The following is a 22,763-nucleotide window of genomic DNA, read 5'->3' as shown; positions in this document are numbered from 1 at the left end:
CGTCAGCATCCAGGGTGAGCACCGGGGCCAGGGCCGTCACTGAGCGGACAGCCGCGCCACGTCCGCCACACGAGCACCGCGCGGTGCCTCCGGGCCTGGGCTGTGATGCCGGGCCTTCTCTGGAGGGACACCATGAACCTGACGAGGCGCGAGCTCCTCCACTACATCAGCGCGGCGGCGGCCACGGGGCTGATGGGCCCCGGGTGCATCGGCTGGACGCGGGAGGAGGCCCTCCCGGTCGACTCCTGGCACAAGAGCGTGTGCCGCTTCTGCGGCTCGGGCTGCGAGACGCGGGTGGGGCTGCGCGACGGGAAGGTGGTGAAGGTCGAGGGCCTCCAGGAAGGGTGGAACCGGGGCCGGCTGTGCATCAAGGGGCTGCTCAACCGGGAAATCCTCTACGTCTCGGACCGGGCGCAGTACCCGATGGTGCGCAAGAACGGGCAGCTGGTGCGCGCCACCTGGGACGAGGCGCTCGACGCGGCGGCCGCCGGCTTCCGGGAGGCCATCGCCCAGGGCGGGCCGGACGCGGTGGCCTACTACGGCTCGGGGCAGCTCTTCACGCAGGAGAGCTATACCGCCAACAAGTTGTTCAAGGGCGGCATCGGGACGAACAACGTGGATGGCAACCCGCGCCTGTGCATGGCCTCGGCGGCGTTCGGGTACAAGTCGGTGTTCGGCGCGGACGAGCCCTCGGGCTGCTACGACGACATCGAGCACGCCACGCTCTTCTTCGTCATCGGCGCCAACATGGCCGAGTGCCACCCGGTCGTCTGGGAGCGGGTGCGAGACCGCATCCGCACCCATCCCCAGACACAGGTCATCGTGGTGGACCCGAGGCGCACGCCCACCGCGCGAGACGCCACGCTGCACCTGCAGCTCCGGCCGGGCACGGACGTGGCGCTGCTCAACGCCATGGTCTACGAGCTGCTGCGCACGGGGCTCGTGGACCGCGCCTTCATCGACAGCTTCCTCACCTTCCGCAAGGGCGCGGCGGACTCCCCACCGCTCACGCTGGAGGACTTCCAGAAATTCCTCGAGGACTACGCGCCGGAGAAGGTGGCGGACCTGTGCGGCCTGTCCTCGGCGGAGATCCGCGAGGCCGCGCGCCTCTTCGGCATCACCCAGGCGGCGACGAGCTTCTGGACGATGGGGCTCAACCAGCAGACGCACGGGGTGGCGGCCAACCGGATGGTGATGGCGCTGCACCTGCTCACCGGACAGATTGGACGCCCCGGGGCCTCGCCCTTCTCCATGACGGGGCAGCCCAACGCGGGCGGTGGGGTGCGCGACACGGGCACGCTGGCGCACGCGCTGCCGGCCGGAAGGCTCGTGTCCAAGGAGAAGGACCGACACGAGATGGAGAAGCTGTGGGGCCTGCCCGAGGGCCGCATCTCGCCCAACCCGGGCCTGTCCGCGGTGCCCATGTTCGAGGCCATGCGCGAGGGCAAGGTGCGCGCGGCGCTGGTGATGGCCACCAACCCGGCGCGCTCGCTGCCCAACGCGGACCGCTACCGCGCGGGCATGGAGAAGGCCTTCCTCGTCGTCTGCGACTCCATCTTCCCCACCGACACGGCACAACTGGCGGACGTCTTCCTGCCGGCGGCCATGTGGGCGGAGAAGGAGGGCGTCTTCTCGCAGTCCGAGCGCCGCTACCATCTCGTGGAGAAGCTGGTGGAGCCACCGGGCGAGGCGCGCTCGGACCTGGACATCCTCGTGGCCTTCGGCGAGCGGCTCGGGCACGGCGAGTTGCTGAAGGCCCGCACGCCCGAGGCCGTCTGGGACGAGTGGCGGAGGATTTCGGCCGGCAGCACCTACGACTTCAGCGGCATGACGTACGCGCGGCTGCGCTCGGTGCCGGGACTCGTGTGGCCGTGCCCCACGGAGGACCACCCGGGCACCTGCCACCGCTACGTGCCGGGGCTGGACCCGCTGGCGAAGAAGGAGGGGCGCATCGACTTCTACGCCCGGCCGGATGGGCGGGCCGTCATCTACCTCTCCGAGCAGGGCCCCTTCCGCGAAAACCTCTCGGGCGACTACCCGATGATCCTCACCACCGGGCGCCGGCTGGAGCACTGGCACACGGCCACCCTCACCGGGAGGATTCCCCAGCTGAAGGGCGTGCCCATGGACTACCTCGAAATCCACCCGGGGGACGCGACGGTGATGGGCGTGAAGGAGGGAGACCTGGTGCAGGTGACGAGCACGCGAGGCTCGGTGCGGCTGTATGCGAAGCCCAGCATGCGGGTGCGGCCGGGAGTGGTGTTCGCGCTCATGCACTCGATGGAGCGCCTGGTGAACGCGGCGACGAGCGACTACGTGGACCCCATCTCCTCGCAGCCCGAGTACAAGATGGCGGCGGTGCGAGTGGAGCGCGTGAAGGAGGGCACGTGATGAGCGCCTGGACGGTCCTGGCCATGGTCGCGCCCGAGCCCCCGCACGGTGCCACGCTGGGCGGCACGCTGGAGGTCGTCGCACTGTGCGCCATCTGCGCGGCGCTGGTGGGGTTGGTGCTGGTGGAGTTCGTCCTCAAGTCGAGGCTGGCGCGCTCCACGTACCGGTGGACGCTGCTGCTGGGCCTCTTCGTCCTGCCGGGCATGGCGCTGCTGGGCACCACCGGGCACATGTTCGAGTCGATGAAGTCGGTGGAGGCCTGCCAGTCCTGCCATGTGATGGACCCCTTCGTGGCGGACATGCACGACGCGAAGAGCGCCTCCCTGGCGGCGAGGCACTACCGCTCGGGGGCCATCCCCACCAAGCAGTGCTACGCGTGCCACACGGGCTACGGCATCTTCGGCACGGTGGAGTCCAAGCGCGACGGCTTCCGCCACTGGCTGCTGTACGTGACGGACACCTGGAAGGAGCCCATCACGTACAAGGGCACCTACCCCAACGCCAACTGCCTGTCCTGTCACGCCACCTCGCCCACCTTCACCGCGGTGGAGAGCCACCGGGCGCTGCGGGCACAGCTCTCGGCCGACGAGATGAACTGCTTCACCTGCCACGGACTGCCGCACCCGGCCCGGCCGACCCGAGCCCCCACCCGCGCCGCTGCCCACCCGTGAGGCCCGCCATGCAAGCGCCCTCCGCCGACAAGCTCATCCGCGCCGCCGTGCTCCTCACGCTGGTGGGCCTGCTGCTGCTGCTGCCCATCCTCTTCTCCATCCGTGCCAGCTTCGTGGGGCTCTTCATGCTGGGCAGCCTGCTGCTCACGGTCTCCATCGGGCTCTACGTGGTCGCCGTGGTGCGAGACCTGCGCCGCGGCGGCGCGCTGTAGCCGACCGTCACGGGGCTGGCTCGTAGGGCAGCTCCAGCGTGAACGTGGCGCCCCGCCCCGGCCCCTCGCTGTGGGCCATCAGCGAGCCGCCCATCTCCTGGGCCGCCAGGGCGCACGAGTGCAGGCCGAAGCCATGCCCCTCCGTTCGCGTGGTGAAGCCATACTGGAAGATGCGGGTGAGCAGCTCCGGCGCGATGCCAATCCCGTTGTCGCTCACCTCGATGCGGATGCGATCGGGGGCCACCTGGTCCACCTTCACGGTCAGGCGCCGCTCTTCCACGGACGCGGCGTCCAGGGCATGTCTGGCATTGCTGATCAGGTTGATCAGGATCATCAGCACCTTGTGCTTGTCGGCCAGCACCGGTGGCAGCGGAGCCAGCTGTCGCTCCACCTTCACCTGCTGGCCGCCCAGCCTGGCCGCGTTGATGCGCAGGGCGTCCTCCACCAGCTCGCTCAGCCGGAGGGGCTCCCGCAGCCGGGGCAGCCGGGCATAGCTCTGCTGCAGCTTGACGATGTCGTCGATGTGCTCGGTGTACCGGCCCACGTCATCGAGCAACGAGAGGATGCCCTGGCGCTCCTCCATCAGGTTCTCCCCCAGCTTGCGAAGGAAGGGCCTCACGTGCCGCCCCTGCTCATCCTGGGTGAGGAAGCGCGCCAGGTCGGCATGGTTCGCATCGAGCATGTCCGCCAGCCGGTTCAGGTGCTCCAGCCGCAGCCCCTGCATTCGCTCCCGGGCCAGCTGCGCCGAGGTGTAGACGCTGTTGAGCACGTTGCCCACGTTGTGCAGCACGTTGGTGGCGACCTCCGCCATGCCCGCCTGCCTCGCCGCCAGGACGAGCTGCTGGTGGACTTCCTTCAGCTCCCGGCCTCGCTGCTCCAGCCCCTCGTTGGCCCGCCGCAGCTCCTCCTCGCGCCGCTGGACCTCGCGGGCCATGTGCTGGAAGGCACTCGCCGTCTGCCCCAGCTCGTCCTGGCGCGAGGTGTCCAGCTCGACGCTGAAGTCCCCGGTGGCCACCCGGCGACTGGCCTCGGCGAGGCTCAGCAGCGGGCGGGTGAACATCTTGAGCACCCAGTACATGATGCCCATCTCCAGGAGCAGCACCAGCACGCCGAGCGCGAGGGTGTAGCGTGCCGCCAGGAAGGCGGGCTGGGACACCACGCTCTCGGGCAGCACCGTGATGAAGTTCCAACCGGGGCCCTGAAGCCGCGCCGTGGCGATGTAGTGGCCGTGCTCCGGGAGCTCCTGCACGTGCGTGCCGGGCGGGCGATTCCTCACCTGCTCGAAGATGTCCCGCAGCAACGCCTCTTCCTGCTTCGAGCCGATCACGGGGCCACTCGCCTCCGGCTGCGCGGGGGCGCTCAGGATGTTGTAGGGGTCGCGGGCCTGTCCCATCTTCATGGCGGGATGGGCGATGACCTGCCCATCGTCACGGACGAGCATGTTGTACGCGCCCGGCAGGTTCTCGCTGAGGGTCCGCGCGATCAGCTCCTCGAGGATGACATCGTGGCCGATCGTCGCGACATGGCGGCCCTCCCTGTCCAACGGAGTGGAGACCGTGGTCATCCAGGTCCTGCTGATCGGCTCCAGGTAGATGCCGGACCAGACGGTCCGCCGCTGGGGGTTGTTCTCGGGGTGGGTGAGGGGAAAGAACTCCTGGGTCAGGAGCGAGTCGGTGGGCCTGGCGTCCTGACAATAGGTGGAGCGCTCGGGCCAATAGGACAGGTGCGCCCCTTCCGGCAGGGTGATGAAGGTATCCGTGAAGCGGGTATGGAAGGCGGGCCCGAGCTGGGCGAGCACGTCATGCGCGGCCAGGATCCGGCGGCGGAGCTCGTCATCGAGGGGCACCCCTCGGGGCACGAAGAGGCACGGCATGCTCGTGCCGTCGAAGTGCTCGAGCCGGTTGCGAACCGTCCCGTCAGGCAGCCGCACGAAGAGGCTGTCGAAGCGGGCGCCGGGGTCTTCCTGGCGCGAGGCCAGGAGCCTCTTCTCCAAGGCCTTCTTGACGACGACGTGATTGTCCTCCGCCAGCACGAAGAGGGCCTGCTCCCCATGGCTGCGCTCGGAGACATACTCGGCGAGCTGCAAGCGGCTCTGGTGACGCAGGGTGCTCAGGATGTGGAGATAGCTGCCGAGGATGGCCAGGGCGATGACCACCGCGATGCGCGAGCCCAGCTTGAGCAGCGTCGCGCGGGCGAGTGAGGAGCGAGGGGAGCGGGAGTGCTTCATGGGGAGAGGACTGCCATCCGGGCCCGGGGCCGAGCGGCATGCGCTCGGGCCCTATAACCCACAAGGGGAGACGCGGGCGCGTCCACCGCGTGCACCCGCCTACCGCGTGTACTCTCCGCAGGCGGACTTCCCGCGGGCCCGGACACAGGCGGTGCCCGGACCGACGTCCCCCTTCACATGGGTGTAACACCCGCCGCGCTCCTCGGTGATGACCGCTCCGGACAGCGGGCGGATCTCCAACACGCAGTCCGACAACCCCTCCACGAGCGAGCCATCCGTGTGACGGGCCTCGGCCCGGATGGTCCAGAGTCCCGGAGCCTGCCCCGTCGCGGGCGAGTACGAGGGCTTCATCTGGAGCTGGAAGGAGCTGTCCTCGACGACCTCCAGCGGAATCACGCTCTCCAGCCCGGCGAGCGAGACGCGGGGCGAGCGGCCCGCGCGAGCGGTCTCCAGGAGGAGCTGGCGGCTCGGGTCCGCCGCCTGGACGGGCCGCGGGCGCACCAGCCCCTCCGGGTCCACGAGGCTCACCACCCCCCCGATGAGCTCCGACGCGTCGCTCATGTCGGTGCGTCCCTGCAGCGTCACGAGAACCATCACGTCCGCGCCCAGCATGAACTTGCGCATGGGGCCCTGCGGCTGCGGCCCGATCTCCGAGTTGCGCACCTCCACCTTCAGTGCCAGGGGCCGCCCACACTGCACGTCGAAGGCGTCCGCGTAGCGCTCCTTGCCCTCGGGGCCCAGCACCTGGACACGCACCTCGCGCTGGCTCTTCTCGGCGGGCTCACAGCGGTAGGTGATGTGGTGGCCCACATCATCCAGCCACGTCTTCTCCACGGTGAGCCCCGGGGCGGTGGACACCGCCAGGGTGGTGTCCGCGAAGTCGAAGGAGAACGACTCCCGCCGGGTGACGCTCTTGCCGCCGCCGCCGAGCGAGGTCTGCCGGGGCAGGGTCAGCGTCTCCGAGAATCCCTCGGCCAGGGGCCCGTACCGCTTGGCCTCGAAGAAGAGGATCTCCTTCTTCCCGTTGGGGCCACCCGGGTCACACGCCGCGAGCCCGAGCATCAGCATCCATCCCATCCACTGCTTCATCTGACCTCTCCAGAGCCACGTCCTGCGTGGACGTGCGCGAGCGCCATTCTGCCCGGTTTACGCCAACGTGACAGAGACCGAGGCCGTCTCGCCCGGCTTGATGGTGACGATGTCCTCCACGGAGACAGGCTTGCCGCCACGCTTCGCGGTGACGCGGAGCAGGTGCTGCCCGGGCGCCAGGTGGGCGAAGGCCTTGGTGGCCCCGGTGTGCGGCTCGGGAGTCGCGGTGGCCCCGAGCTGAATCTCGTACCGGCGGTCATCCAGGGCGTCGAGCTCGACGACCTGCACGCGGAGCGCCCCCTGGGTGGCCGCCAACAAGACGGGCGAGGTCGCGGTGGCCACGCGCTGCGCCGAGACGGACTTCTCGAACTCCTGGAGGGCCCCGGCGAAGTGGGTGACCCACTCCAGCGTCTCGGTCTTGAGGGCCTGGTTGACGGAGGCGAGCGCCGTCTGGAGCAGGTTGAGGCTGGCGGTGAGGTTGTCGCCCTTGAGGCCGCCGGAGAGCCGGGTCTCGAGCGCTCGGCGGGACCAGCCGAACTGGAGCAGCTCGAGCTGATGTTGAAGCTCGAGCAGTGCGGTGAGGTAGCGCATCCAGTTGGCGGAGAAGCCAAAGAGCCTGTCGAAGGCGACGCACCCGGCGCTGAGCGCGGCGAGGATGGAGGCGACGGGCACCCACCGTTGGGGCTCCCACGCGCTGGGGAACATGGAGATGGCGATGGGGACGATGGAGGCGAGCCCCGCGAGCGCGACGGCCGCACCCCGGAAGAGGACGGCGCGGCGCTTGTGCTTGCTCTTGTGGCGGTCGTACCAGCGGATGGCCTCTTGGGTCTTCGCCACCAGCGCGGCGTAGAGCTGTTGCAGCTCCTGGTCCTGGTCGGGCTGCCCGATGTCGGGCAGCATCATGGCCTGCAGGTTGTCGGTGGGCTTGTGGGACGTGGAGCTCGCCATGTCCCCGGACTCTACCCCCGAGCGGGCGACAGTGCCCTCACGGAAGGACTATCTTGCCCGGCGACCGGAGACGCCCACGAGCATGATCGAACTGCGCGCCTGCATCGATGTCGACGACCTGGACAAGGCCATTGCCTTCTACACGCAGGTGCTCGGGTTGAAGGTCGGGCGCCGGCTGGGCCCTGACTGGGCCGAGCTGCTCGGGGCCTCGTCCCCTATCGACCTGCTCCTCACCCGCCCTGGAAGCCCGGCCTCCCCGGGCTCGACCGCCACGCGGGACTTTCGCCGGCATTGGACGCCCGTGCACCTGGACTTCTCCGTCACCGACATCGAGGCCGTGGTCCAGCGGGCCCAGGCCGCGGGCGCGACGCTCGACCGGGACATCCAGCAGCGCCCGTATGGACGCATGGCCAACCTCGCGGACCCCTTCGGCAATGGCTTCTGCCTGCTCGAGTTCCAGGGGCGCGGCTACGACGCGCTCACCGGAGGCTGAGCCTTACGGGCGCTGTCCGCCAGTCCACCCGCCAGCCGGGCGAGCCATCGCCTCCCCCCGAATCAGTTCGGGTCGACAGAGCACCTCCGTGGAACACTGCCCCCCTCATGCGAGGCGTGCTCCGTACATCGCTCCTGGTCCTGTCGCTCGTGCTCTCCGGTTCCGCCGTGGCGGCCCCACCGAGGCCACCGAGAAGCCTCGCCGCCCGCGTGCCCGATGAGGCCCGCGTGGAGCGCGTCCTCCAATCCCTGTCCCCGCGCGAGAAGGTGGGCCAGCTGCTCCTCGCCTATCCGCAGGTGGGCAAGGAGAACCCCGTGGAGGTGGGCGGGGTGCTGTTCGTGGGCGGGACGCTCAAGAAGCTGGACGCCGCCAAGGAGCGCATCCGCTCGTCCCGCGAGCGCGCCCGCATCCCCCCCTTCTTCGCGGTGGACATCGAGGGAGGCAGCTTCAACCGCCTCAACCGGCACCCCTCGCTCAAGGACCTCCCGCTCGCGCGCGACATGGCCACGCTGGAGGACGCCGAGGTGGAAGCGTGGGGCGTGCGCGTCGGCAAGGCGATGCGCGAGGTGGGGCTCAACATGAACCTCGCGCCCGTGTTCGACGTGTCCCCCCAGGGCCACATGTTCCGCAACGGGCGCGCGTTCTCGGGGGACCCCGAGGTGGTGAAGCGCAAGGCCACCGCCTTCGCGCGCGGGCTGGCGAAGGCGGGGGTGGTCTCCATCGGCAAGCACTTCCCGGGCTATGGAGACCTCGACACCGACTCGGACCACGAGCACGCCGTCGCCGATTGGGACGAGGCGCGCGTGCGCCTGGAGGCGGCGGCGTTCCGCGCCGCGGACCGCTACCTGGGCGGCGTGATGATGTCGAACATCGTCTACGCGAAGCTCGGCCCGGGGCCCGCCATCCTCGAGCCCGCGCTCGTCTCCATGGCGCACGAGAGCGGGTGGATTTCGGTGACGGACGACGTGGCCATCCGCGCGCTCGCCGAGCAGATTGGCGCCGAGCGCGAGGAGGTGGTGCGGAGGGCCTTCCTGGCGGGCAACGACCTCATCCTCACCACCGAGCCGCCGGACTGGTCAGGGGGCCTGGACTACTTCGGCATCCTGACGAAGCTGGCCGCCTCGGACCCGAAGCTGGCCGAGCACCTGGACGCGTCGGTGCGCCGGGTGCTGCGCCTGAAGGACCGGATGGGCCTGCTGGACGGGCTGTGACTCACCACCAGGGGTTGGGCTGGAGGTGGTTCTTGCAGGCCCCGTACTGGCCGGCGTTGTAGATGCTCTGGACCTCGGTGGGGGTGAGCACCCGGTTGTAGAGGGAGGCCTCGTCCAGGCCGAGCTGGACCTGGCCGGAGACGCCGCCCTGCGAGCGGCTGCCGAAGCGCAGCGCGCTGGTGTTGTCCAGCGAGCCCGTGCGCGCGGTGGGGTTGGCGCTGCCCGCCGCCACGCCGTCCACGTAGAACTGGATGCCCGTGGTGGAGGTGCGATTGACGGTGACGGCCACGTGGTGCCAGTTGCCGTCCGTGGGCACGGTGCCCGTGGACAGGTAGTTGTAATAGGAGCCGTCGGCGAGCTGGAGCAGCAGCTTCTGGCTGTAGAGCCCGACCGTGTAGCCCCGCCACGCGGGCGAGGAGACCCGCTTGTCCAACAGCACGTAGGAGCCGGCGCTGGCCGTGCTCGGGACCTTGATCCAGCTCTCGAAGGAGAAGGGGCCGGTGCCGAAGTTCAGGGCGGCGTGGTTGTCCACCTCGACGTAGTCATCCACCCCATCGAGCTGGATGCTTCGCTGCACCTTGCCCGGCGCGGGATAGCCCCCGTTGTAGGTCGCGGCCCAGCGATCGTTGTAGTTCACGCCCGCCGAGAGGTCGTACGCGAACTCGTAGTCCTCGTCGAAGCTCCACCAGCCCACGCTGCCCGTGGGCTTCCTGGCGCACTTCAAACAGGAGAAGTCGTTCGGCGTGAACCCGGACGTATTGCCGTTCATCAGCTGGGTGGCATAGGGCTCCACGATGCAGACATAACAGCCGCCTCCGGTGGGCAGGACGGTGGCGCCGTTGCACATGCTGGCCGGGCCAGCCCCCCAGCTCGGGAACATACAGCCCACGAAGCCCCCGGTGCTGTGCGAGATGACCGTGCCACCGCTGCAGAGGGGGCCGGCCCATGCGCTCGTGCTGGCGGCCAGCAACAACCCCAGACCCACTGCCCTCACTGCGTCCTGGATGCCCATGGAAATCTCCTTGTTCCAGGTATTCTAGACTTCCCGTACTGGGTTGACCAGGGCTCAGTCAGCGCTTCCGGCGGCGCGTCGCGGGCTCGTAGCGCTTGAGCTTGCGGTAGAGCGTGGTCGCGCCGATGCCCAGGTCCTGCGCGGTGCGCGTGCGGTTGCCTGCGTTGCGCGTGAGCACCGCGAGGATGTACTCACGCTCCAGCTCCTCCAGCGTGCGCACCGCTCCCGTCAGCGAGGGCGCGGGCAGCGCGGCGCGGACGTCCTCGGGCAGATCCTCCAGCTCGACGCGAGCCCCTCGCGAGAGTGCCACCACGCGCTCCATGGCATTGCGCAGCTCGCGCACGTTGCCCGGCCAGTCGTGGCGCTGGAGCTGGTCCGCCACGTCCGCCCCGAGCCCCGGCGCCGAGCGCTCCGCCTGCCTCGCCGCGTCCACCAGGAACACCCGCGCCAGGGGGAGGATGTCCTCGCGCCGCTCACGCAGGGGCGGCACCGTCAGCTCCACCACCCGGAGCCGGTAATAGAGGTCCTTGCGGAAGCGCCCCGCCGCCACCTCCTCGGCCAGCGGGCGGTTCGTCGCCGCCACCACGCGCACGTCGATGGGCCGGTGGTGGTTCTCCCCCACGCGCCGCACCTCGCGCTCCTGCAACGCGCGCAGCAGCTTCGCCTGCATGCCCAGGGGCATCTCCCCTATCTCATCCAGGAAGAGCGTCCCGCCCGCTGCCGCCTCCAGCAGCCCCGGGCGCTCGTGCGTCGCCCCCGTGAAGGCCCCGCGCGCATGGCCGAAGAGCTCCGCCTCCAGCAGCGACTCGGTGAGCGCCGCGCAGCTGATGGCCACCAGGGGGCCCACGGCCCGCGCCGACTCGTCGTGGACCAGCCGGGCCACGCGCTCCTTGCCCGTGCCGCTCTCGCCGATGACGAGCACCGTGGCCTCGCTCCGCGCCGCGCGCCGCGCCAGGTCCACCACGCGCCGCATGCCGGGGCTGCGTGCCACCAGCCCGCCGGGGCCCTCCGGCTCGCCCGCCACCTGCTCCAGCGCCCGCGCCCGCTCGCGCAGCTTGCGCTCCGTGCGCTTGAGCGCGCTGGCCACCTGGTGCAGCGTGGAGTCGAGCTCCCCGCCCCCCTGGAAGTACGGCAGGTGCTCCTCGAACTGGCTCCCCCACTCCTCGCGCGTCCGGGCGGCGAAGTGGCACGCGGCGTCTCCCCTCGCCACGCACCGGTCCTCCAGCACGTAGAGGGGCTTGCCCACCGCCCGGCTCATGTAGCCGCTGCCGAAGCCACACAGCGACCAGCACACCGGCACCTCCGAGCGCCCCAGGTGCAGCAGGTGCTGCTCCGCCTCGTACGAGTTCTCGATGAGGGTCCCCTGGGGACTCAGCGGATTGCTGTCCTCCAGCCGGATGTGCACCAACCCCTGCAGGGTGTGGATGAGCGCCCCAGCGGTGCGCCACTCGTCCTCGCTCTGCCACTCGAAGGCCGTGCGCAGCGCCTCCGCCATGCGCCAGCCGTGGGCGTAGGCGAAGCGCGTCAGCACCGCCCGCGCCCCGGACAGGCCCAGCGTCTCCACCAACTGCTTGCGCAGCAGCCCGAGCGCCACCGCGTCCAGGATGAGCGCCCGCTCGCCCGCGAAGCGGACGCCCTCCCGAGCGTCCAGCTCCAGCAGGTCCTCGATACGCAAATCCTCGGCACGCATGGGTGACCCTTTCATTTTGGAAGAACGGTAGTTCACTTCGACCGTTGGGCCCACTCCGGGCATTCCCAACCTCCCGGACTCACAGGGGTCCCAGGCTTGGCCCGGGGATTGCTGTGCTCACCGGACGACCCGGGGCCCAAGGAACGCGCGAGCCCTCGCTCCCCGGGAGACCAGGAGGAAGAGATGTCATTCAAACGAGAGCAGCTGGAGGATGGCTCGGTCCGGCTGTCGAGCGAGCGGTGCAGCTTCATCTACCAGCGGCCGCGCCCGGGCGTGGTCTTCCTCCGCATCGTGGGCCAGGACAAGGGCGAGTTCGGCTACGCGCCCATGGACGAGCTGCGCGAGGACATCTGCCGCTACGCGCCCCTCGAGCTGTTCATCGAAATGGAGGAGAGCACCGGGGCCAACCTGCCCGTGCAGGAGGCGTGGACCGAGTGGTTCAACCACCACCGCTCGAACCTCAAGGGCGTGAGCATCCTGCCGCGCAGCAAGTTCATGCACTTCACCGCCGAGGTGGTGAAGTTCTTCTCGCGCACCGGCGAGCTCATCCGCGTCTACCTGGACCCGGTCCCCTTCGACGAGGCCCTCCAACGCGCGGCGCCCGACTTCGTCCGGCACAAGCCCCGGGGCTGAGCCACCTTTTCGAGCACCCCCCGGAGCCGGGTACACTGCGTGGGTCCTCACTCACCAGGAGAACAGGAGGACGCGCGATGTCGTTCAAGAAAGAGACGCTGGCGGACGGCTCGGTCCAGCTGACGAGCGAGCGGAGCAGCTACACCTACCAGCGCCCGCGCCCGGGCGTGGTGTTCATGCGTATCTCGGGGGATGACAAGGGGGAGTTCGGCAACGCCCCCCGGGACGAGCTGCGCGGGGACATCAACCGCTACGCTCCCGTCGAGCTGTTCGTCGAGATGGACGAGTCCACCGGGGCCAACCTGCCCGTGCAGGAGGCCTGGACCGAGTTCTTCAGCGCCAACCGCCCGGCGCTCAAGGGCGTGAGCGTCCTCACGCGCAGCAAGTACATGCACGTCAGCGCCGAGGTGGTGAAGCTCTTCTCCCGCACCGGCGAGCTCATCCGCGTCTACCTGGACCCGGCCCCCTTCGAGGAGGCCCTCCAGCGCGCGGCGCCCGGCTTCGTCCGCCCCAAGACCCAGCGCCCCGGCGCCTGACCGGGGCTAGGGCTTCTGCTCCAGCTCCTCGGGGTGGAACACCCGCGAGGCCACGCGGTCCAGCACCTCGTCGCCCCACACGACGCTCGCCTTGGCCAGCCGCGTCATGTCCTTGGCGAAGGCGCTGCCCTCGGGCACCTGGGAGTAGGTGCGGCTGAGGAAGAGGCCGCGGTTCTCCCGCTCGTAGTCCACGGTGCCGCCGCCGGTGTCGGTGCCCTCACGGGCCTCGGCCTCGAAGCCGGCCAGCACGCCCGGCTTGGGCGGCTCGTGGAAGCGGTAGACGAGCGCGCTGCACTCGAGCGACTTCGTGTCCTCGTGGTACTCGAAGTACACCTGGGCGCCGCCCACGGCGACGCCCCCGAAGCCCTGCGGGTTGAGGCCCGGGCTGAGCACCGCGCCCTGCGAGCGCGAGTACCAGCGCACCAGCTCCTGCGCCGACTCGCGCGTCAGGAGGACTCCGCTCGGAGGAGGCGGGGGCGCGAGGCCCACCGCGGTGAGAATCCACTGGAGCATGGGAGTCCCGGTCACTTGCCAGCGCGGGCCTGCTCGAAGGGCACGCGCTGGGGCAGGTAGGCGTCGTTGAGACCGTGGGTGCCGTTGATGCCCGAGCCGTGCTCGAAGCGGCGCACCACCGCGCCCTTGCCCCCGTCGCGCAGCGCCCAGTCATCCAGGCCCTTGCCGTTGCCCTGGCCGAACCAGGTGGGGACGATGTCCTTGTTGTTGACGTAGTGCACGTACTTGGGGCCGTCCGGGTAGTGGCCGGCGGCGCCGCCGAAGGTCTCCACGTTCACCTTGCCCAGCAGCTGCTCCACCTGCGACTTGGACATCCCGTCCTCGATGCGCAGCCGGTTGGCGACGTCCTGGAGGGCGCGGCTGGTGACGAGGCCGCCCTGGCTGTGCGCCATCAGGTGCACCGAGCGCCCGGCCTTCAGCTCCGAGTAGACGGTGTCCGCCAGCGAGTCCACCGCCGGGTTGTGGCCCTTGTCCAGCTTGTCCTTCACGCACTGGGCGAGGTCGGCGACCATGCCCTCGGTGGCGTTGTGCACGCCGATGACCTTGCCCCCGGTCGCGTCGGCGATCTGCTGCATGCTGCGGAACTGCGCGTCCTTGTCGTTGGAGATGCCGTTGACGTAGACGAAGGTCTGGGTGGGGTTGGGGTTGTTGCGCGGGGTGACGCCCGGCACCTGGCTCAGCGGCGTGCCGGGCGGGAACGTCTGTCCCGCGGCGCCCACGAGGTGCCCGTCGTACACGCGGTCCGGCTTGGAGCCACCGAAGAGGCCGCCCAGCGCCCTGGCCTTGTCGGCCGCCTTGTTCTCGAAGCCGTCGACGAACTGGCCCACCCTCTGGCCGCCCTCGGCCACGGTGTTCTTCACCGCGCCCACGGCGTTGCCCACCGTCTGCTGCGTCTTCTCGACGGCGTTCTGGGTGCCCGTGCGCACGTTGTGGAGGAGGTTGCGGCCGCGCTCGAGGGGGTTCATGGGGGCTCCGGCGAGAGACTCGCGTGAAAATCGTTACGGGATTGTCGTGAGAAGGGGTGCGCGAGTTGCGTCCCCATTCTCACCTTTGCCCCCGGTATGGCTCCATGGACGGGCGGTATGGGTCCAGCCGTCCCGGGAGCACCGCGTCAGACGGCCTGGGGCGGGTGCCTCGGGTCCCGGCCGAACTTCTGGAGGAACTGTCCCCGGGCCACGTGCAGCCCGCCCCGGGCCACGGCCTTGAGCCACGCCCCGCCGGTGGTCTTGGCGATGAAGTCGCGCGTCCGGCGCGAGTCCTGGACCACGGGGGTGAGCGTGGCCGGGTCGTTGAAGTTCTCGGTGAAGGCGTCGGCCAGCCGCTGGATGGCGCTCCGGTTGTCCGCGCGGCCATCACTGCCGTACTGGGCCATGAGCAGCTCACGCGCGGCGGCGGTGATGGGCTCCAGCAGGAGGTTGTTGAAGGTGTACGTGGCGAGCCCGTGCCGGGCGTAGAAGCGCTCGAAGGTGGCCGTCATCCACGCCGCGTCGAAGGGCCGGTCCCCGTGCTCGGCCACGGCCTCGAGCAGCGTGCGCACCTGCTTGTACCCGTTGTTGGCCCCCTGCCCGCCGATGGGGTCCAGCGACATCGCCGTGTCGCCGAGCGCCATCACCTCACGCCCCGAGGGCAGTCGCCCCACCGGCCGGCGCACCGTGGGCGTCACCGCCCCCACCAGCCAGCCCTGCGGGTCCGACAGCTCGGCGCTCTGGAACCAGTCGGCGTCCCACGGGAGGAACTCGCGGAACACGCCCTTCATGCGCTCCACCACCTCCTCGCCACTCTTGGCGTCCCGGAAGCGGTCGAACGGACCGCCCGGCCTGGCCTCCACGAGGGCGCTCCAGCTCGGGCCCACGTCCTTGTGGAAGTAGGGCATGTAGAAGATCTCCCCGGCCTCGGGGAACACGTTGAACTTCACCGGCACGATGGGCAGGCCGTCGAAGCGCATCTTCACGCCCCGCATGAACACCATCGCGAGCTGACGCTGGGGCGCGTCGTAGACGCTCCGGGCCGCATCCCGCTCGAAGAGCCGGCACAGCTCCGCGCGCCCCGCCGCCACCAGCGTCAGGTCGTGCGCGGCGGAGATCTCCTCCAGGCGCTGCACCGTCACGGACTCGATCTCGATGCGCCCGCCGCGAGCCACGAGGTCGTTCATCCACCGGTGGCTCTGCAGCCGCACGTCGACTCCCTGGAAGGGACGACTCGTGCGCCCCGTGAGGGTGAGCAGCCGGTTGCGCGGCGTGGGACAGACGGTGAGGTGCGCGCCCTCGCCCCAAGGCAACTGCTCATCCCAGTGGTTGAGGCCGAGCTCACGCTCCAGTTGCAGCGACAGCTCGAAGCGGGCCGCCGAGCCCGTGGGCTTGGACTGGAGCCACTGCTCGGGCGTCCGGTCCGAGTAGAGGGTGACCTGATGGCCCGCTTTCAGCAGGCCGTGGGCGGCCACGAGTCCAACGACTCCCGAGCCGATGATGGCGATCTTGCGCATGTCTCCCCCAAAAGGTTGTGGACTGAACAGTACGAGAAGGGACGGACGCTCACCAGCCTCCCCCCTCAGTTCCGGCACTCAAGGGGACGAGTCCCTCCGCCGCGCGTTGTGACGCGAGCCCACTACCCGTGCTGCCGCGAGGTGGAGACACCCGGACTGGCGGTGAAGCGGTGCTCCTGCTCCAGGAGGATGACGCCATAATCGCCCACCTCCTCGAAGCCCAGGGCGCGGTACGCCCGCTGGGCCGGCAGGTTGTCGATCGGGGTGTACAGCACCGACGACCGGGCCCCCTCCGCGAGGGCCATGCGGAGCGAGCCCGCCACCACCGCCCGGGCATGCCCCCGGCCGCGCAGGGCGGGAGGGGTGTAGACACCGCCGACCTGGACGACTTCCGGCAGGCGGGCGTTGAACGCGGAGAGGGCCACGACCGACGGCCCGTGCGTGAGCACGAACAAGGAGCCCTCGCGCATCGTGCGCGAGACGAACTCCCGGGCCTCGGCCATCAGCGGCTCCCCCGGGCGCTTGCCCATGATCTCCACGAGGTAGTCATGGCGCCAATGCGCGAGCAGGTCCGACTCCTCATCCCGAGCCCGCCGCGAGTGGACCTCCCCGGAGGCCAACGCGGGGGGAATCCGCAGCCGCGCCAATTCGAGGACGAACAGCACCTCCTTGCCCTCCAGGGTACACGCGGCCCCTTCGAGACCCAGCACGCGCCGGGCTCGCTCGCACTGGGACCACGGGCCGGAGAACCCACGCAGCGGCCGCGCCGCCCGCCGAGCCAATTCCTCGACGACGAGGTCCAGGTGCTCGGGCGCCTGGAGGACGAGGATGCCGCTCCAGTAGAGCGCCCCCACCCCGCGCAGCATGCCTTCCTCGAAGGCCCCCACGTAGGCGCCCTGATAGGGCAGGTCCCCGTCCCGCAGGCCCGAGGCGCGGGAGTTGGACATCAGGAAGAGGGAGCTGTGCGGATGCGCCGCGAGCAACCGCTCCAGCGCTGCTTCGTCTCCGGGGCCCAGTGCCCGGACCTCGACGTGCCTTCCCATGATGGACTCCTCTCGCGCGACCTCACTCGGGACGTGCCTCTTTCAGCACATCTGGAGGGTCCACGGAACCGATGGGAGTGGGTGGGGGTGCCAGGTCAGGTAGCGTGCCAGCGCGGAGCAGCCCTCTTCATTTATTGAGCCTGGGCTCGGGAGCGCTAGAAGAGCGGCTGGAGGAACGCATGTACATCACCCGGCTGCACGTGAAGAACATGAAGCTCATGCGGGACCTCGCTCTCGACTTCACCCATGAAGGCAAGCCCCGCATGTGGACCGCGTTCGTCGCGGAAAACGGCGCGTGCAAGACGACGCTCCTTCAGGCCATTGCCCTGGCGGCGAGTGGTTCCGCCCGCGCGAACCAGTTGGCGGACGTGCCGTCGCTGCCGGACCTGAGACAACCAGCCGGGGCCACACAAATAAGCGCTGATTTCGAATTCGGGACTGGCCTGGAGAAATGGCGCCTCTTTCCCGCACTCAATCTGCCCCGTGTAGGCGGACAAAAGCTGGGCCTGTGGAGTTCACTGAGTGTAGAGCCCGAACAATCGACTTTCGCAGGAGCATCCAGTCTCGGCGAAACCGTGGTGCTCGCGTCTATCAACAACAAGCCGGTCCCGTACGATGCCGATAGGATGTACTCGCTGCTCAAGAAGCTCCTGAATGCACAACTAGACGAGAAAACTCCTGGTCCGGCGTGGGAGTCATTAGTCCGTGGTGCCATGGCGTCGTTCCGGGACCCACTCTCCGAGGCCCGTTCGAAATCCTTCCCCGGTTGGTTCGTCGCGGGCTACGGGACTCAGCGCCAATTGCCAGTACCGCTCAGCGCGTCCGAGTTGAAGGATCGCGTTCTCAATCGGCTCGAACCACTCTTCGGAAAGGCGCCCCTCGTCGGCACGGGCTTCGCCAATCAGTTCGTCGACACGTCTCGATTCGGGCCGTTCATCGAGGCCCTCAAGAAGGTGTTTGTCGACAACCACCTCTTGCCCCATGTGGACGCTGTCGAACTGCGCGGCAGAGGCGGAGTGACGCAACCCGGGGATCTGGTCCGGTCGCACAACTTCGAGTTCGCGTTCTCCGGCGAGAAGACAAAGGTTCCCGCCACTTGGCTCTCGCAGGGTTACCAGTCGACCATCGCATGGATCGCCGACCTCATCGGGCAGATGTACCTCGACATCGGCGAGGCCATTCCCCTCGAGGACATGGAGGGAATGGTTCTCATCGACGAACTCGACCTCCATCTTCATCCGACGTGGCAGGTGCGGCTCGTCCCTGTGCTCAAGCGCGTGTTTCCGCGCATGCAGTTCATCGTGACGACCCACTCTCCCATGCTGCTGCCAGCACTTGAGCGACACGAAATCGTGATGCTTCGCCTGGACGAGAACGGCGATGTCGTAGCCGAAGCGCCGCCCGCCTCGCCCAAGCTGATGACGGGCAGCGAGATCTACTCAAGCTTCTTCAACATCCAGAAGCTCTACCCGAGCGATCTCGGTGACGACCTGCGGCGCTACACCTATCTCTCGAGCGATCCGACGCGCACCGACGAGGAAGACGCCGAGATGCTTCGCTTGCAGAAGAAGCTCACCGACGCGGGGCTCGACCTGGGGCTCCCCCCGGTACCGAGGGATGTGGCGTGATCCGCATCCAGCGCGGGCCCGAGCCCGCCGCCCTTGCTCCGGTTCGTGCCGCGGAGTTGCTGCGCGTGAGAACGATCACGGCTGCGGGCAAGCCCGGCTCAGATGCGATCGGGCAAGAGTACTCGGTGGTGAAGCGTGAACTCTGGACGCAGCAGTCGATGCGGTGCTGCTACTGCGAAGGCCAGATTCAATGCGACTACAGCGACGTCGAGCACTTCAGGCCCAAAGCGAGAGCCGATCGCCAGAATGGCACGACCGACATCGGTTACTGGTGGCTCGCCTGGACGTGGGAGAACCTCCTCTTCAGTTGCGCGATCTGCAACCGTTCCGCCAAGAAGGACCTGTTTCCACTCGAAGTCGGCAGTGTGCCGCTCCTCCCTGAGGAGCAGCCGCCCGGCAAGGAAGTGCCGACTCTCATTGATCCGTGTGGAGAAGACCCGGTCGAGTCGATTCAGTTCGTCTTCGATGGTACTCACTGGCAGCCAGTTGGACGAAACGGAAGCAAGCGGGGCCAACGCACGATCGAGATTCTGAAGCTCGGTCGAGCGGATCTCCTGACGATCTACGATGCCCATGTGCGTGATCACGTAGAGCCACGCACCGAGGCGGTTCACGAGGCCATCGGGAGCCAGGACGAGGACGCCATCCGCCAGGCGTGGCGACGTGTTCGCGGACTCCTCTCCCCCCGAATGCCCTTCGTTGCGCTGTCGTTCGACGCCATCAACCACTTCGTCCCCGAGGACGTCCGAAAACGGTGGGGCCTCGAATTGCCGAGGCCGCCTGTTCGCGGTCCATGATGGAAGAGAACCGCTACCGCGTGCCGACACGCCTCCACCGGGTGGAGCAGGAGCTTCAGCGCAGCCGCTTCATCACGACGCTCGCCCCTGCGCCGACCGTGGAGGAGGCCAAGTCCTTCATCTCCCGCGTCCGCGAGGAGTTCCCCGATGCCAACCACAACTGCTGGGCCTACGTGGTGGGCCCTCCCGGTTCGACCGGACAGGCGGGGATGAGCGATGACGGTGAACCCCACGGAACCGCCGGCCGGCCCATGCTCACGGCGCTGCTCCACGGCGGCGTGGGGGATGTGGCGGTCGTCGTCACCCGCTACTTCGGCGGGACTCTCCTCGGCAAGGGCGGGCTGGTGCGGGCCTACACCGGCTGCGTCCAGCAGGGGCTCGAACACCTCCCCACCACCGAGCGCGTGCGCAAGGTCCGCCTCGCCATCGAGCTCGAATACGCCAGTGTGGATGGCCTCCGCCGGATGCTCCCGACCCACGAGGCCGAGCTCCTCTCCGAAGAGTACGCCGCCACCGTGGGCTACCAGCTCGCGCTCCCCGTCACCCGGCTGGAGGGCTTCCGGACCGCGCTGCTCGACCTCACCAACGGGCAGGTTCTGCTCGAAGTCCTCGACCCCGAGGAGTGACACCGCCCCGCCGGCAATCCCAGACAAGAACCGGGCAGCCTCTCCGCGCCGCCCGGCCTTGGTTTCACCTCCTCAGGCCTTGATGTACCGCTCGAACACGAAGCCGAAGTCCTTCACCCAGTATTTCTGCTGAGCGCCGGCGAGCCACGCGAAGGCGGCCTGGTTGAGCTCCTTGAAGGACTCCACGATCGGCGCGGGGCCCGCCTGACCGCGGCCGAGGGTGGTGGAGGCGACCTCGATGCTGGCCTTGGCGTGGCCGAGCGCCACTTCGTTCTCGTGCATCAGCTCGGAGATGCGGAACAGCGCCTTGTAGAGGTCCTTCACCTGCTCGATGTGCTTCTTGTGCACGTCGATCGAGAAGTCCTTGGCGCCGAGGTGGAACTTGATCTCCACGTCCATGTCCATGTTGCCCGCGGTCTCCAGCAGCACATTGGAGATCGGATTGCTGCCGTAGCTGTAGCGGCGCAGCATGCGCTTCTTGCTGGTGGCACTCGTGCCGTCCAGGTGGATGAGCGCCTTGTTGGTGAAGCAGTACTCGTCGGACTTGGACTTGATGAGGAAGAAGATCTTCTCCTGGTCCTCGTGCATCACGTAGTCGTCCGCGTCCACCTTGTCGTAGTCGGACGGGGCGATGACCGAGCCGATGTCGCTGAGGCCGAGGGCGTCGGCGGCGAGTTTCCCGAACATTCCATTCTCCCAGGGTAGGTGCTGCGTCGAGCATAGGCGAAGCGGGTCTCGCGACAAGCCAGGGGTTAATCTTGAATTCCCAGTCTGGCCCGGATAAGCCGATGGTCGCTCATGCCTCACCCCCCCCGGGAGACCCACATGAATCGACGCCATCTCACTTCGAGCATTCTCGCCCTTTGCGGCATCGCCACCCTCCACGGCTGCGCGCCCGAGACCGCCCCCCTCACGGAGTCCGAGGACAGTGCCATCGGGAGCCAGGAGCAGGCGGAGCTGGGCTACAACCCGGGCGCGGGCTGGTACGTCGCATGGTCGGACGAGTTCGAAGGCACCACCCTCAACGCCAACCACTGGACCGTCCTCACCAGCAACTACGACCCGGTCACCAACAACTGCAACTTCGGCACGGGCGAGCTGGAGTATCCCCGCGCGCAGAACGTCACCGTGAGCGGCGGCAAGCTCATCCTCACCGCCGAGCGCACGGCCGACAACCCGATGGACTCGCGGTGCACCGGCTATGGCCCGCGCTCGTTCTACTCCGGCCGCATCCACTCCAAGGGCAAGGTGGAGCGGCGCTACGGCAAGCTCGCCGCCAGCATCAAGATTCCCTCCGGCTACGGCATGTGGCCGGCGTTCTGGACGCTCGGGGCCAACGTCTCCACCGCCGGGTGGCCCGCCGCCGGGGAGATCGACATCCTGGAGTGGCACTCCAATGAGCCCACCTGGATGAAGTCCGCCACGCACTGGTACAACGGCGGGCAGGCGGACTGGGGCACCGGCGCCAGCGGCGGCTACAACCTCGCCGACTCCTTCCACACCTACGAGGTCGAGTGGACGGCCAGCAGCATGGTGTTCCGGCTGGATGGGAACATCGTCTCCAACACGTACTACCACAACGAGACCGAGTTCCAGCAGCCCCACTACATCCTCCTGAACCTGGCGCTCGGCGGGAACTGGTACGGCAACCCGAGCCCCGCCAGCATCGCCCTGCCCTCGGGCGTGAAGAAGACGATGGAGGTCGAGTGGGTGCGCTGGTACCAGCAGGGCAGCCTGCCCAGCGTCTCGCTCACCAACCCGGGCTTCGAGTCGGGGATGACGGGCTGGTCCACCTGGAGCCCCAACGCCACCGAGGCCGCTGACTTCTCCGAGACGTACAACGGGGGCCACTCCGGCGCCTACCACCTGTCGCACTGGAACAACGCCTCGCCCTTCGAGGTGTGGACGTACCAGCCCCGCTCCGGGCTCGCCACGGGCAACTACAAGGTGCGCGCGTGGGTGCGCAAGGGCGGCGCCTTCGACGTCGCGCGCCTCCAGGCGAAGACCTGCGGCTCCTGCGCCGCCGTCGGCACCGACCTGGGCACGTACGGCAACTGGACCCTCGTGGAGACGCCCGCCATCTACGTCTCCGGGGGCTACCTCGAGCTGGGCTTCCACACCCGCGCCAGCGTGGGCAACCCCGGCAACTACATCCACATGGATGACGTGGAGCTGATTCCCCTCTGAGTCACCTGCGCCCTCCCTTCGCCGCGAGCACAGCGCGAGGGGAGGCGGAGCGCTCGGCCCGCTACATGGGCTCGAGCCGGAACTGCTGGCAGTCGTTGTTGGCCCAGGTCCACTGCTGGAGTCTCGCGCCGTCACCGCTGCTCCAGCAGTTGGCCACGTCGAGCACCTTGCCGCTGTGGCGCGCCTCGAACCTGTACCAGCCACCGCCGAGCGAGACGGGCTTGAACTGCTGGTTGTTGCCACCGAAGGAGGTCCACTGCTGGAGGTTGGCGCCGTCGGCGGTGCTCGGCCCGGCGATGTCCACGCACCGGCCCGTGGCCTTGTTCACGAGGCGGTAGGTGCCTCCCCACTTGAACGAGGCCACCGACCGTGGC

The 22,763-nt window shown here is 68.8% G+C and carries 22 protein-coding genes; 11 read left to right on the top strand and 11 right to left on the bottom strand.

The window, feature by feature from the left end; genetic code table 11:
* The first annotated feature begins 132 nt into the window (after nucleotides 1-132).
* Genes VF697_RS24605 through VF697_RS24595 form a run of 3 tightly spaced genes read left to right on the top strand, consistent with a single transcriptional unit; the run spans nucleotide 133 to nucleotide 3,274 of the window.
* Nucleotides 133-2,391: a nitrate reductase gene (locus tag VF697_RS24605; protein ID WP_331099012.1), complete on the top strand. Its 2,259-nt coding sequence runs from the start codon at nucleotides 133-135 to the stop codon at nucleotides 2,389-2,391.
* The gene (locus VF697_RS24600) at nucleotides 2,391-3,062 is read left to right on the top strand and encodes a hypothetical protein (RefSeq protein ID WP_331099010.1); all 672 of its coding nucleotides are present in this window, start codon (nucleotides 2,391-2,393) and stop codon (nucleotides 3,060-3,062) included. The genes VF697_RS24605 and VF697_RS24600 overlap by 1 nt, the downstream gene beginning before the upstream one ends.
* A gap of 8 nt (nucleotides 3,063-3,070) precedes the next feature.
* Nucleotides 3,071-3,274 (top strand): hypothetical protein, encoded by a 204-nt coding sequence (locus tag VF697_RS24595; protein WP_331099008.1) that lies wholly within the window; start codon nucleotides 3,071-3,073, stop codon nucleotides 3,272-3,274.
* Between the two features lie 7 nt (nucleotides 3,275-3,281).
* On the opposite strand, the gene VF697_RS24590 is transcribed toward VF697_RS24595, so the two are convergent.
* The 3 genes from VF697_RS24590 to VF697_RS24580 form a co-directional block, all read right to left on the bottom strand.
* A complete protein-coding gene (locus VF697_RS24590; RefSeq protein WP_331099006.1) occupies nucleotides 3,282-5,501 on the bottom strand; it encodes an ATP-binding protein in 2,220 nt (739 codons plus the stop codon).
* Nucleotides 5,502-5,600: 99 nt separating this feature from the next.
* Nucleotides 5,601-6,590: a hypothetical protein gene (locus VF697_RS24585; protein WP_331099004.1), complete on the bottom strand. Its 990-nt coding sequence runs from the start codon at nucleotides 6,588-6,590 to the stop codon at nucleotides 5,601-5,603.
* A gap of 57 nt (nucleotides 6,591-6,647) precedes the next feature.
* Complete coding sequence (locus tag VF697_RS24580) at nucleotides 6,648-7,538, bottom strand: DUF4231 domain-containing protein (protein ID WP_331099002.1); 891 nt, start codon at nucleotides 7,536-7,538, stop codon at nucleotides 6,648-6,650.
* On the opposite strand from VF697_RS24580, the gene VF697_RS24575 reads away from it, so the two are divergent.
* Both VF697_RS24575 and VF697_RS24570 read left to right on the top strand, forming a co-directional pair.
* Nucleotides 7,537-8,031, top strand: coding sequence for a VOC family protein (locus VF697_RS24575; protein WP_331099000.1), 495 nt, complete (start codon nucleotides 7,537-7,539; stop codon nucleotides 8,029-8,031). The genes VF697_RS24580 and VF697_RS24575 overlap by 2 nt on opposite strands.
* Nucleotides 8,032-8,240: 209 nt before the next feature.
* Nucleotides 8,241-9,242, top strand: a complete 1,002-nt coding sequence (locus tag VF697_RS24570) for a glycoside hydrolase family 3 N-terminal domain-containing protein (protein ID WP_331098999.1) — start codon at nucleotides 8,241-8,243, stop codon at nucleotides 9,240-9,242.
* A 1-nt stretch (nucleotide 9,243) separates the two neighbouring features.
* Here the strand turns inward: VF697_RS24570 and VF697_RS24565 are convergent, their stop codons facing one another.
* Nucleotides 9,244-10,254 (bottom strand): LamG domain-containing protein, encoded by a 1,011-nt coding sequence (locus VF697_RS24565; RefSeq protein ID WP_331098997.1) that lies wholly within the window; start codon nucleotides 10,252-10,254, stop codon nucleotides 9,244-9,246.
* A gap of 58 nt (nucleotides 10,255-10,312) precedes the next feature.
* Nucleotides 10,313-11,944 (bottom strand): sigma-54-dependent Fis family transcriptional regulator, encoded by a 1,632-nt coding sequence (locus tag VF697_RS24560; protein WP_331098995.1) that lies wholly within the window; start codon nucleotides 11,942-11,944, stop codon nucleotides 10,313-10,315.
* A 183-nt stretch (nucleotides 11,945-12,127) separates the two neighbouring features.
* Between VF697_RS24560 and VF697_RS24555 the strand changes: the two genes are divergently transcribed.
* Both VF697_RS24555 and VF697_RS24550 read left to right on the top strand, forming a co-directional pair.
* The gene (locus VF697_RS24555; RefSeq protein ID WP_331098994.1) at nucleotides 12,128-12,577 is read left to right on the top strand and encodes a hypothetical protein; all 450 of its coding nucleotides are present in this window, start codon (nucleotides 12,128-12,130) and stop codon (nucleotides 12,575-12,577) included.
* A 77-nt stretch (nucleotides 12,578-12,654) separates the two neighbouring features.
* Complete coding sequence (locus VF697_RS24550) at nucleotides 12,655-13,113, top strand: hypothetical protein (RefSeq protein ID WP_331098992.1); 459 nt, start codon at nucleotides 12,655-12,657, stop codon at nucleotides 13,111-13,113.
* Nucleotides 13,114-13,119: 6 nt separating this feature from the next.
* On the opposite strand, the gene VF697_RS24545 is transcribed toward VF697_RS24550, so the two are convergent.
* The 4 genes from VF697_RS24545 to VF697_RS24530 all read right to left on the bottom strand — a co-directional run bounded on the left by VF697_RS24545 (nucleotide 13,120) and on the right by VF697_RS24530 (nucleotide 17,151).
* Nucleotides 13,120-13,563 carry a hypothetical protein gene (locus tag VF697_RS24545; RefSeq protein ID WP_331099025.1) on the bottom strand — a complete coding sequence of 148 codons (444 nt, stop codon included), beginning with the start codon at nucleotides 13,561-13,563 and terminating at the stop codon, nucleotides 13,120-13,122.
* 74 nt (nucleotides 13,564-13,637) lie between these two features.
* Entirely contained in the window at nucleotides 13,638-14,591 is a 954-nt protein-coding gene (locus VF697_RS24540) for a hypothetical protein (protein WP_331098990.1), read from the bottom strand.
* A gap of 146 nt (nucleotides 14,592-14,737) precedes the next feature.
* Nucleotides 14,738-16,108 (bottom strand): styrene monooxygenase/indole monooxygenase family protein, encoded by a 1,371-nt coding sequence (locus VF697_RS24535; RefSeq protein WP_331098989.1) that lies wholly within the window; start codon nucleotides 16,106-16,108, stop codon nucleotides 14,738-14,740.
* Nucleotides 16,109-16,230: 122 nt separating this feature from the next.
* A complete protein-coding gene (locus VF697_RS24530; RefSeq protein WP_331098987.1) occupies nucleotides 16,231-17,151 on the bottom strand; it encodes a GNAT family N-acetyltransferase in 921 nt (306 codons plus the stop codon).
* A 179-nt stretch (nucleotides 17,152-17,330) separates the two neighbouring features.
* On the opposite strand from VF697_RS24530, the gene VF697_RS24525 reads away from it, so the two are divergent.
* The 3 genes from VF697_RS24525 to VF697_RS24515 are packed head-to-tail and all read left to right on the top strand — an operon-like array spanning nucleotide 17,331 to nucleotide 20,202.
* The gene (locus VF697_RS24525) at nucleotides 17,331-18,779 is read left to right on the top strand and encodes an AAA family ATPase (RefSeq protein WP_331098985.1); all 1,449 of its coding nucleotides are present in this window, start codon (nucleotides 17,331-17,333) and stop codon (nucleotides 18,777-18,779) included.
* A complete protein-coding gene (locus VF697_RS24520; RefSeq protein WP_331098983.1) occupies nucleotides 18,776-19,576 on the top strand; it encodes a hypothetical protein in 801 nt (266 codons plus the stop codon). The genes VF697_RS24525 and VF697_RS24520 overlap by 4 nt, the downstream gene beginning before the upstream one ends.
* Complete coding sequence (locus VF697_RS24515; RefSeq protein ID WP_331098981.1) at nucleotides 19,573-20,202, top strand: YigZ family protein; 630 nt, start codon at nucleotides 19,573-19,575, stop codon at nucleotides 20,200-20,202. Before VF697_RS24520 ends, VF697_RS24515 begins: the two co-directional genes overlap by 4 nt.
* A gap of 72 nt (nucleotides 20,203-20,274) precedes the next feature.
* Here VF697_RS24515 and VF697_RS24510 read toward each other — a convergent pair whose 3' ends face one another.
* Complete coding sequence (locus VF697_RS24510) at nucleotides 20,275-20,889, bottom strand: PH domain-containing protein (protein WP_331098979.1); 615 nt, start codon at nucleotides 20,887-20,889, stop codon at nucleotides 20,275-20,277.
* 138 nt (nucleotides 20,890-21,027) lie between these two features.
* On the opposite strand from VF697_RS24510, the gene VF697_RS24505 reads away from it, so the two are divergent.
* Entirely contained in the window at nucleotides 21,028-22,389 is a 1,362-nt protein-coding gene (locus tag VF697_RS24505) for a glycoside hydrolase family 16 protein (protein WP_331098977.1), read from the top strand.
* Nucleotides 22,390-22,450: 61 nt separating this feature from the next.
* Here VF697_RS24505 and VF697_RS24500 read toward each other — a convergent pair.
* A partial coding sequence (locus tag VF697_RS24500) for an RICIN domain-containing protein (RefSeq protein WP_331098975.1) occupies nucleotides 22,451-22,763 on the bottom strand: 313 nt, incomplete at its 5' end.

Origin of the sequence: Archangium sp. (genome assembly GCF_036388035.1) — a bacterium.
Taxonomy (GTDB): Bacteria; Myxococcota; Myxococcia; order Myxococcales; family Myxococcaceae; genus Archangium.
The sequence above is the reverse complement of the archived record's forward strand: the minus strand, read 5'-3'. Positions and strand labels throughout refer to the sequence as shown.

Coding starts and splice junctions, on each gene's coding strand:
- VF697_RS24605 (WP_331099012.1), top strand. CDS start 133: ATGAACCTGACGAGGCGCGAGCTCCTCCACTACATCAGCGCGGCGGCG.
- VF697_RS24600 (WP_331099010.1), top strand. CDS start 2,391: ATGAGCGCCTGGACGGTCCTGGCCATGGTCGCGCCCGAGCCCCCGCAC.
- VF697_RS24595 (WP_331099008.1), top strand. CDS start 3,071: ATGCAAGCGCCCTCCGCCGACAAGCTCATCCGCGCCGCCGTGCTCCTC.
- VF697_RS24590 (WP_331099006.1), bottom strand. CDS start 5,501: ATGAAGCACTCCCGCTCCCCTCGCTCCTCACTCGCCCGCGCGACGCTG.
- VF697_RS24585 (WP_331099004.1), bottom strand. CDS start 6,590: ATGAAGCAGTGGATGGGATGGATGCTGATGCTCGGGCTCGCGGCGTGT.
- VF697_RS24575 (WP_331099000.1), top strand. CDS start 7,537: ATGTCCCCGGACTCTACCCCCGAGCGGGCGACAGTGCCCTCACGGAAG.
- VF697_RS24580 (WP_331099002.1), bottom strand. CDS start 7,538: ATGGCGAGCTCCACGTCCCACAAGCCCACCGACAACCTGCAGGCCATG.
- VF697_RS24565 (WP_331098997.1), bottom strand. CDS start 10,254: ATGGGCATCCAGGACGCAGTGAGGGCAGTGGGTCTGGGGTTGTTGCTG.
- VF697_RS24560 (WP_331098995.1), bottom strand. CDS start 11,944: ATGCGTGCCGAGGATTTGCGTATCGAGGACCTGCTGGAGCTGGACGCT.
- VF697_RS24555 (WP_331098994.1), top strand. CDS start 12,128: ATGTCATTCAAACGAGAGCAGCTGGAGGATGGCTCGGTCCGGCTGTCG.
- VF697_RS24550 (WP_331098992.1), top strand. CDS start 12,655: ATGTCGTTCAAGAAAGAGACGCTGGCGGACGGCTCGGTCCAGCTGACG.
- VF697_RS24540 (WP_331098990.1), bottom strand. CDS start 14,591: ATGAACCCCCTCGAGCGCGGCCGCAACCTCCTCCACAACGTGCGCACG.
- VF697_RS24535 (WP_331098989.1), bottom strand. CDS start 16,108: ATGCGCAAGATCGCCATCATCGGCTCGGGAGTCGTTGGACTCGTGGCC.
- VF697_RS24530 (WP_331098987.1), bottom strand. CDS start 17,151: ATGGGAAGGCACGTCGAGGTCCGGGCACTGGGCCCCGGAGACGAAGCA.
- VF697_RS24525 (WP_331098985.1), top strand. CDS start 17,331: ATGTACATCACCCGGCTGCACGTGAAGAACATGAAGCTCATGCGGGAC.
- VF697_RS24515 (WP_331098981.1), top strand. CDS start 19,573: ATGATGGAAGAGAACCGCTACCGCGTGCCGACACGCCTCCACCGGGTG.
- VF697_RS24510 (WP_331098979.1), bottom strand. CDS start 20,889: ATGTTCGGGAAACTCGCCGCCGACGCCCTCGGCCTCAGCGACATCGGC.
- VF697_RS24505 (WP_331098977.1), top strand. CDS start 21,028: ATGAATCGACGCCATCTCACTTCGAGCATTCTCGCCCTTTGCGGCATC.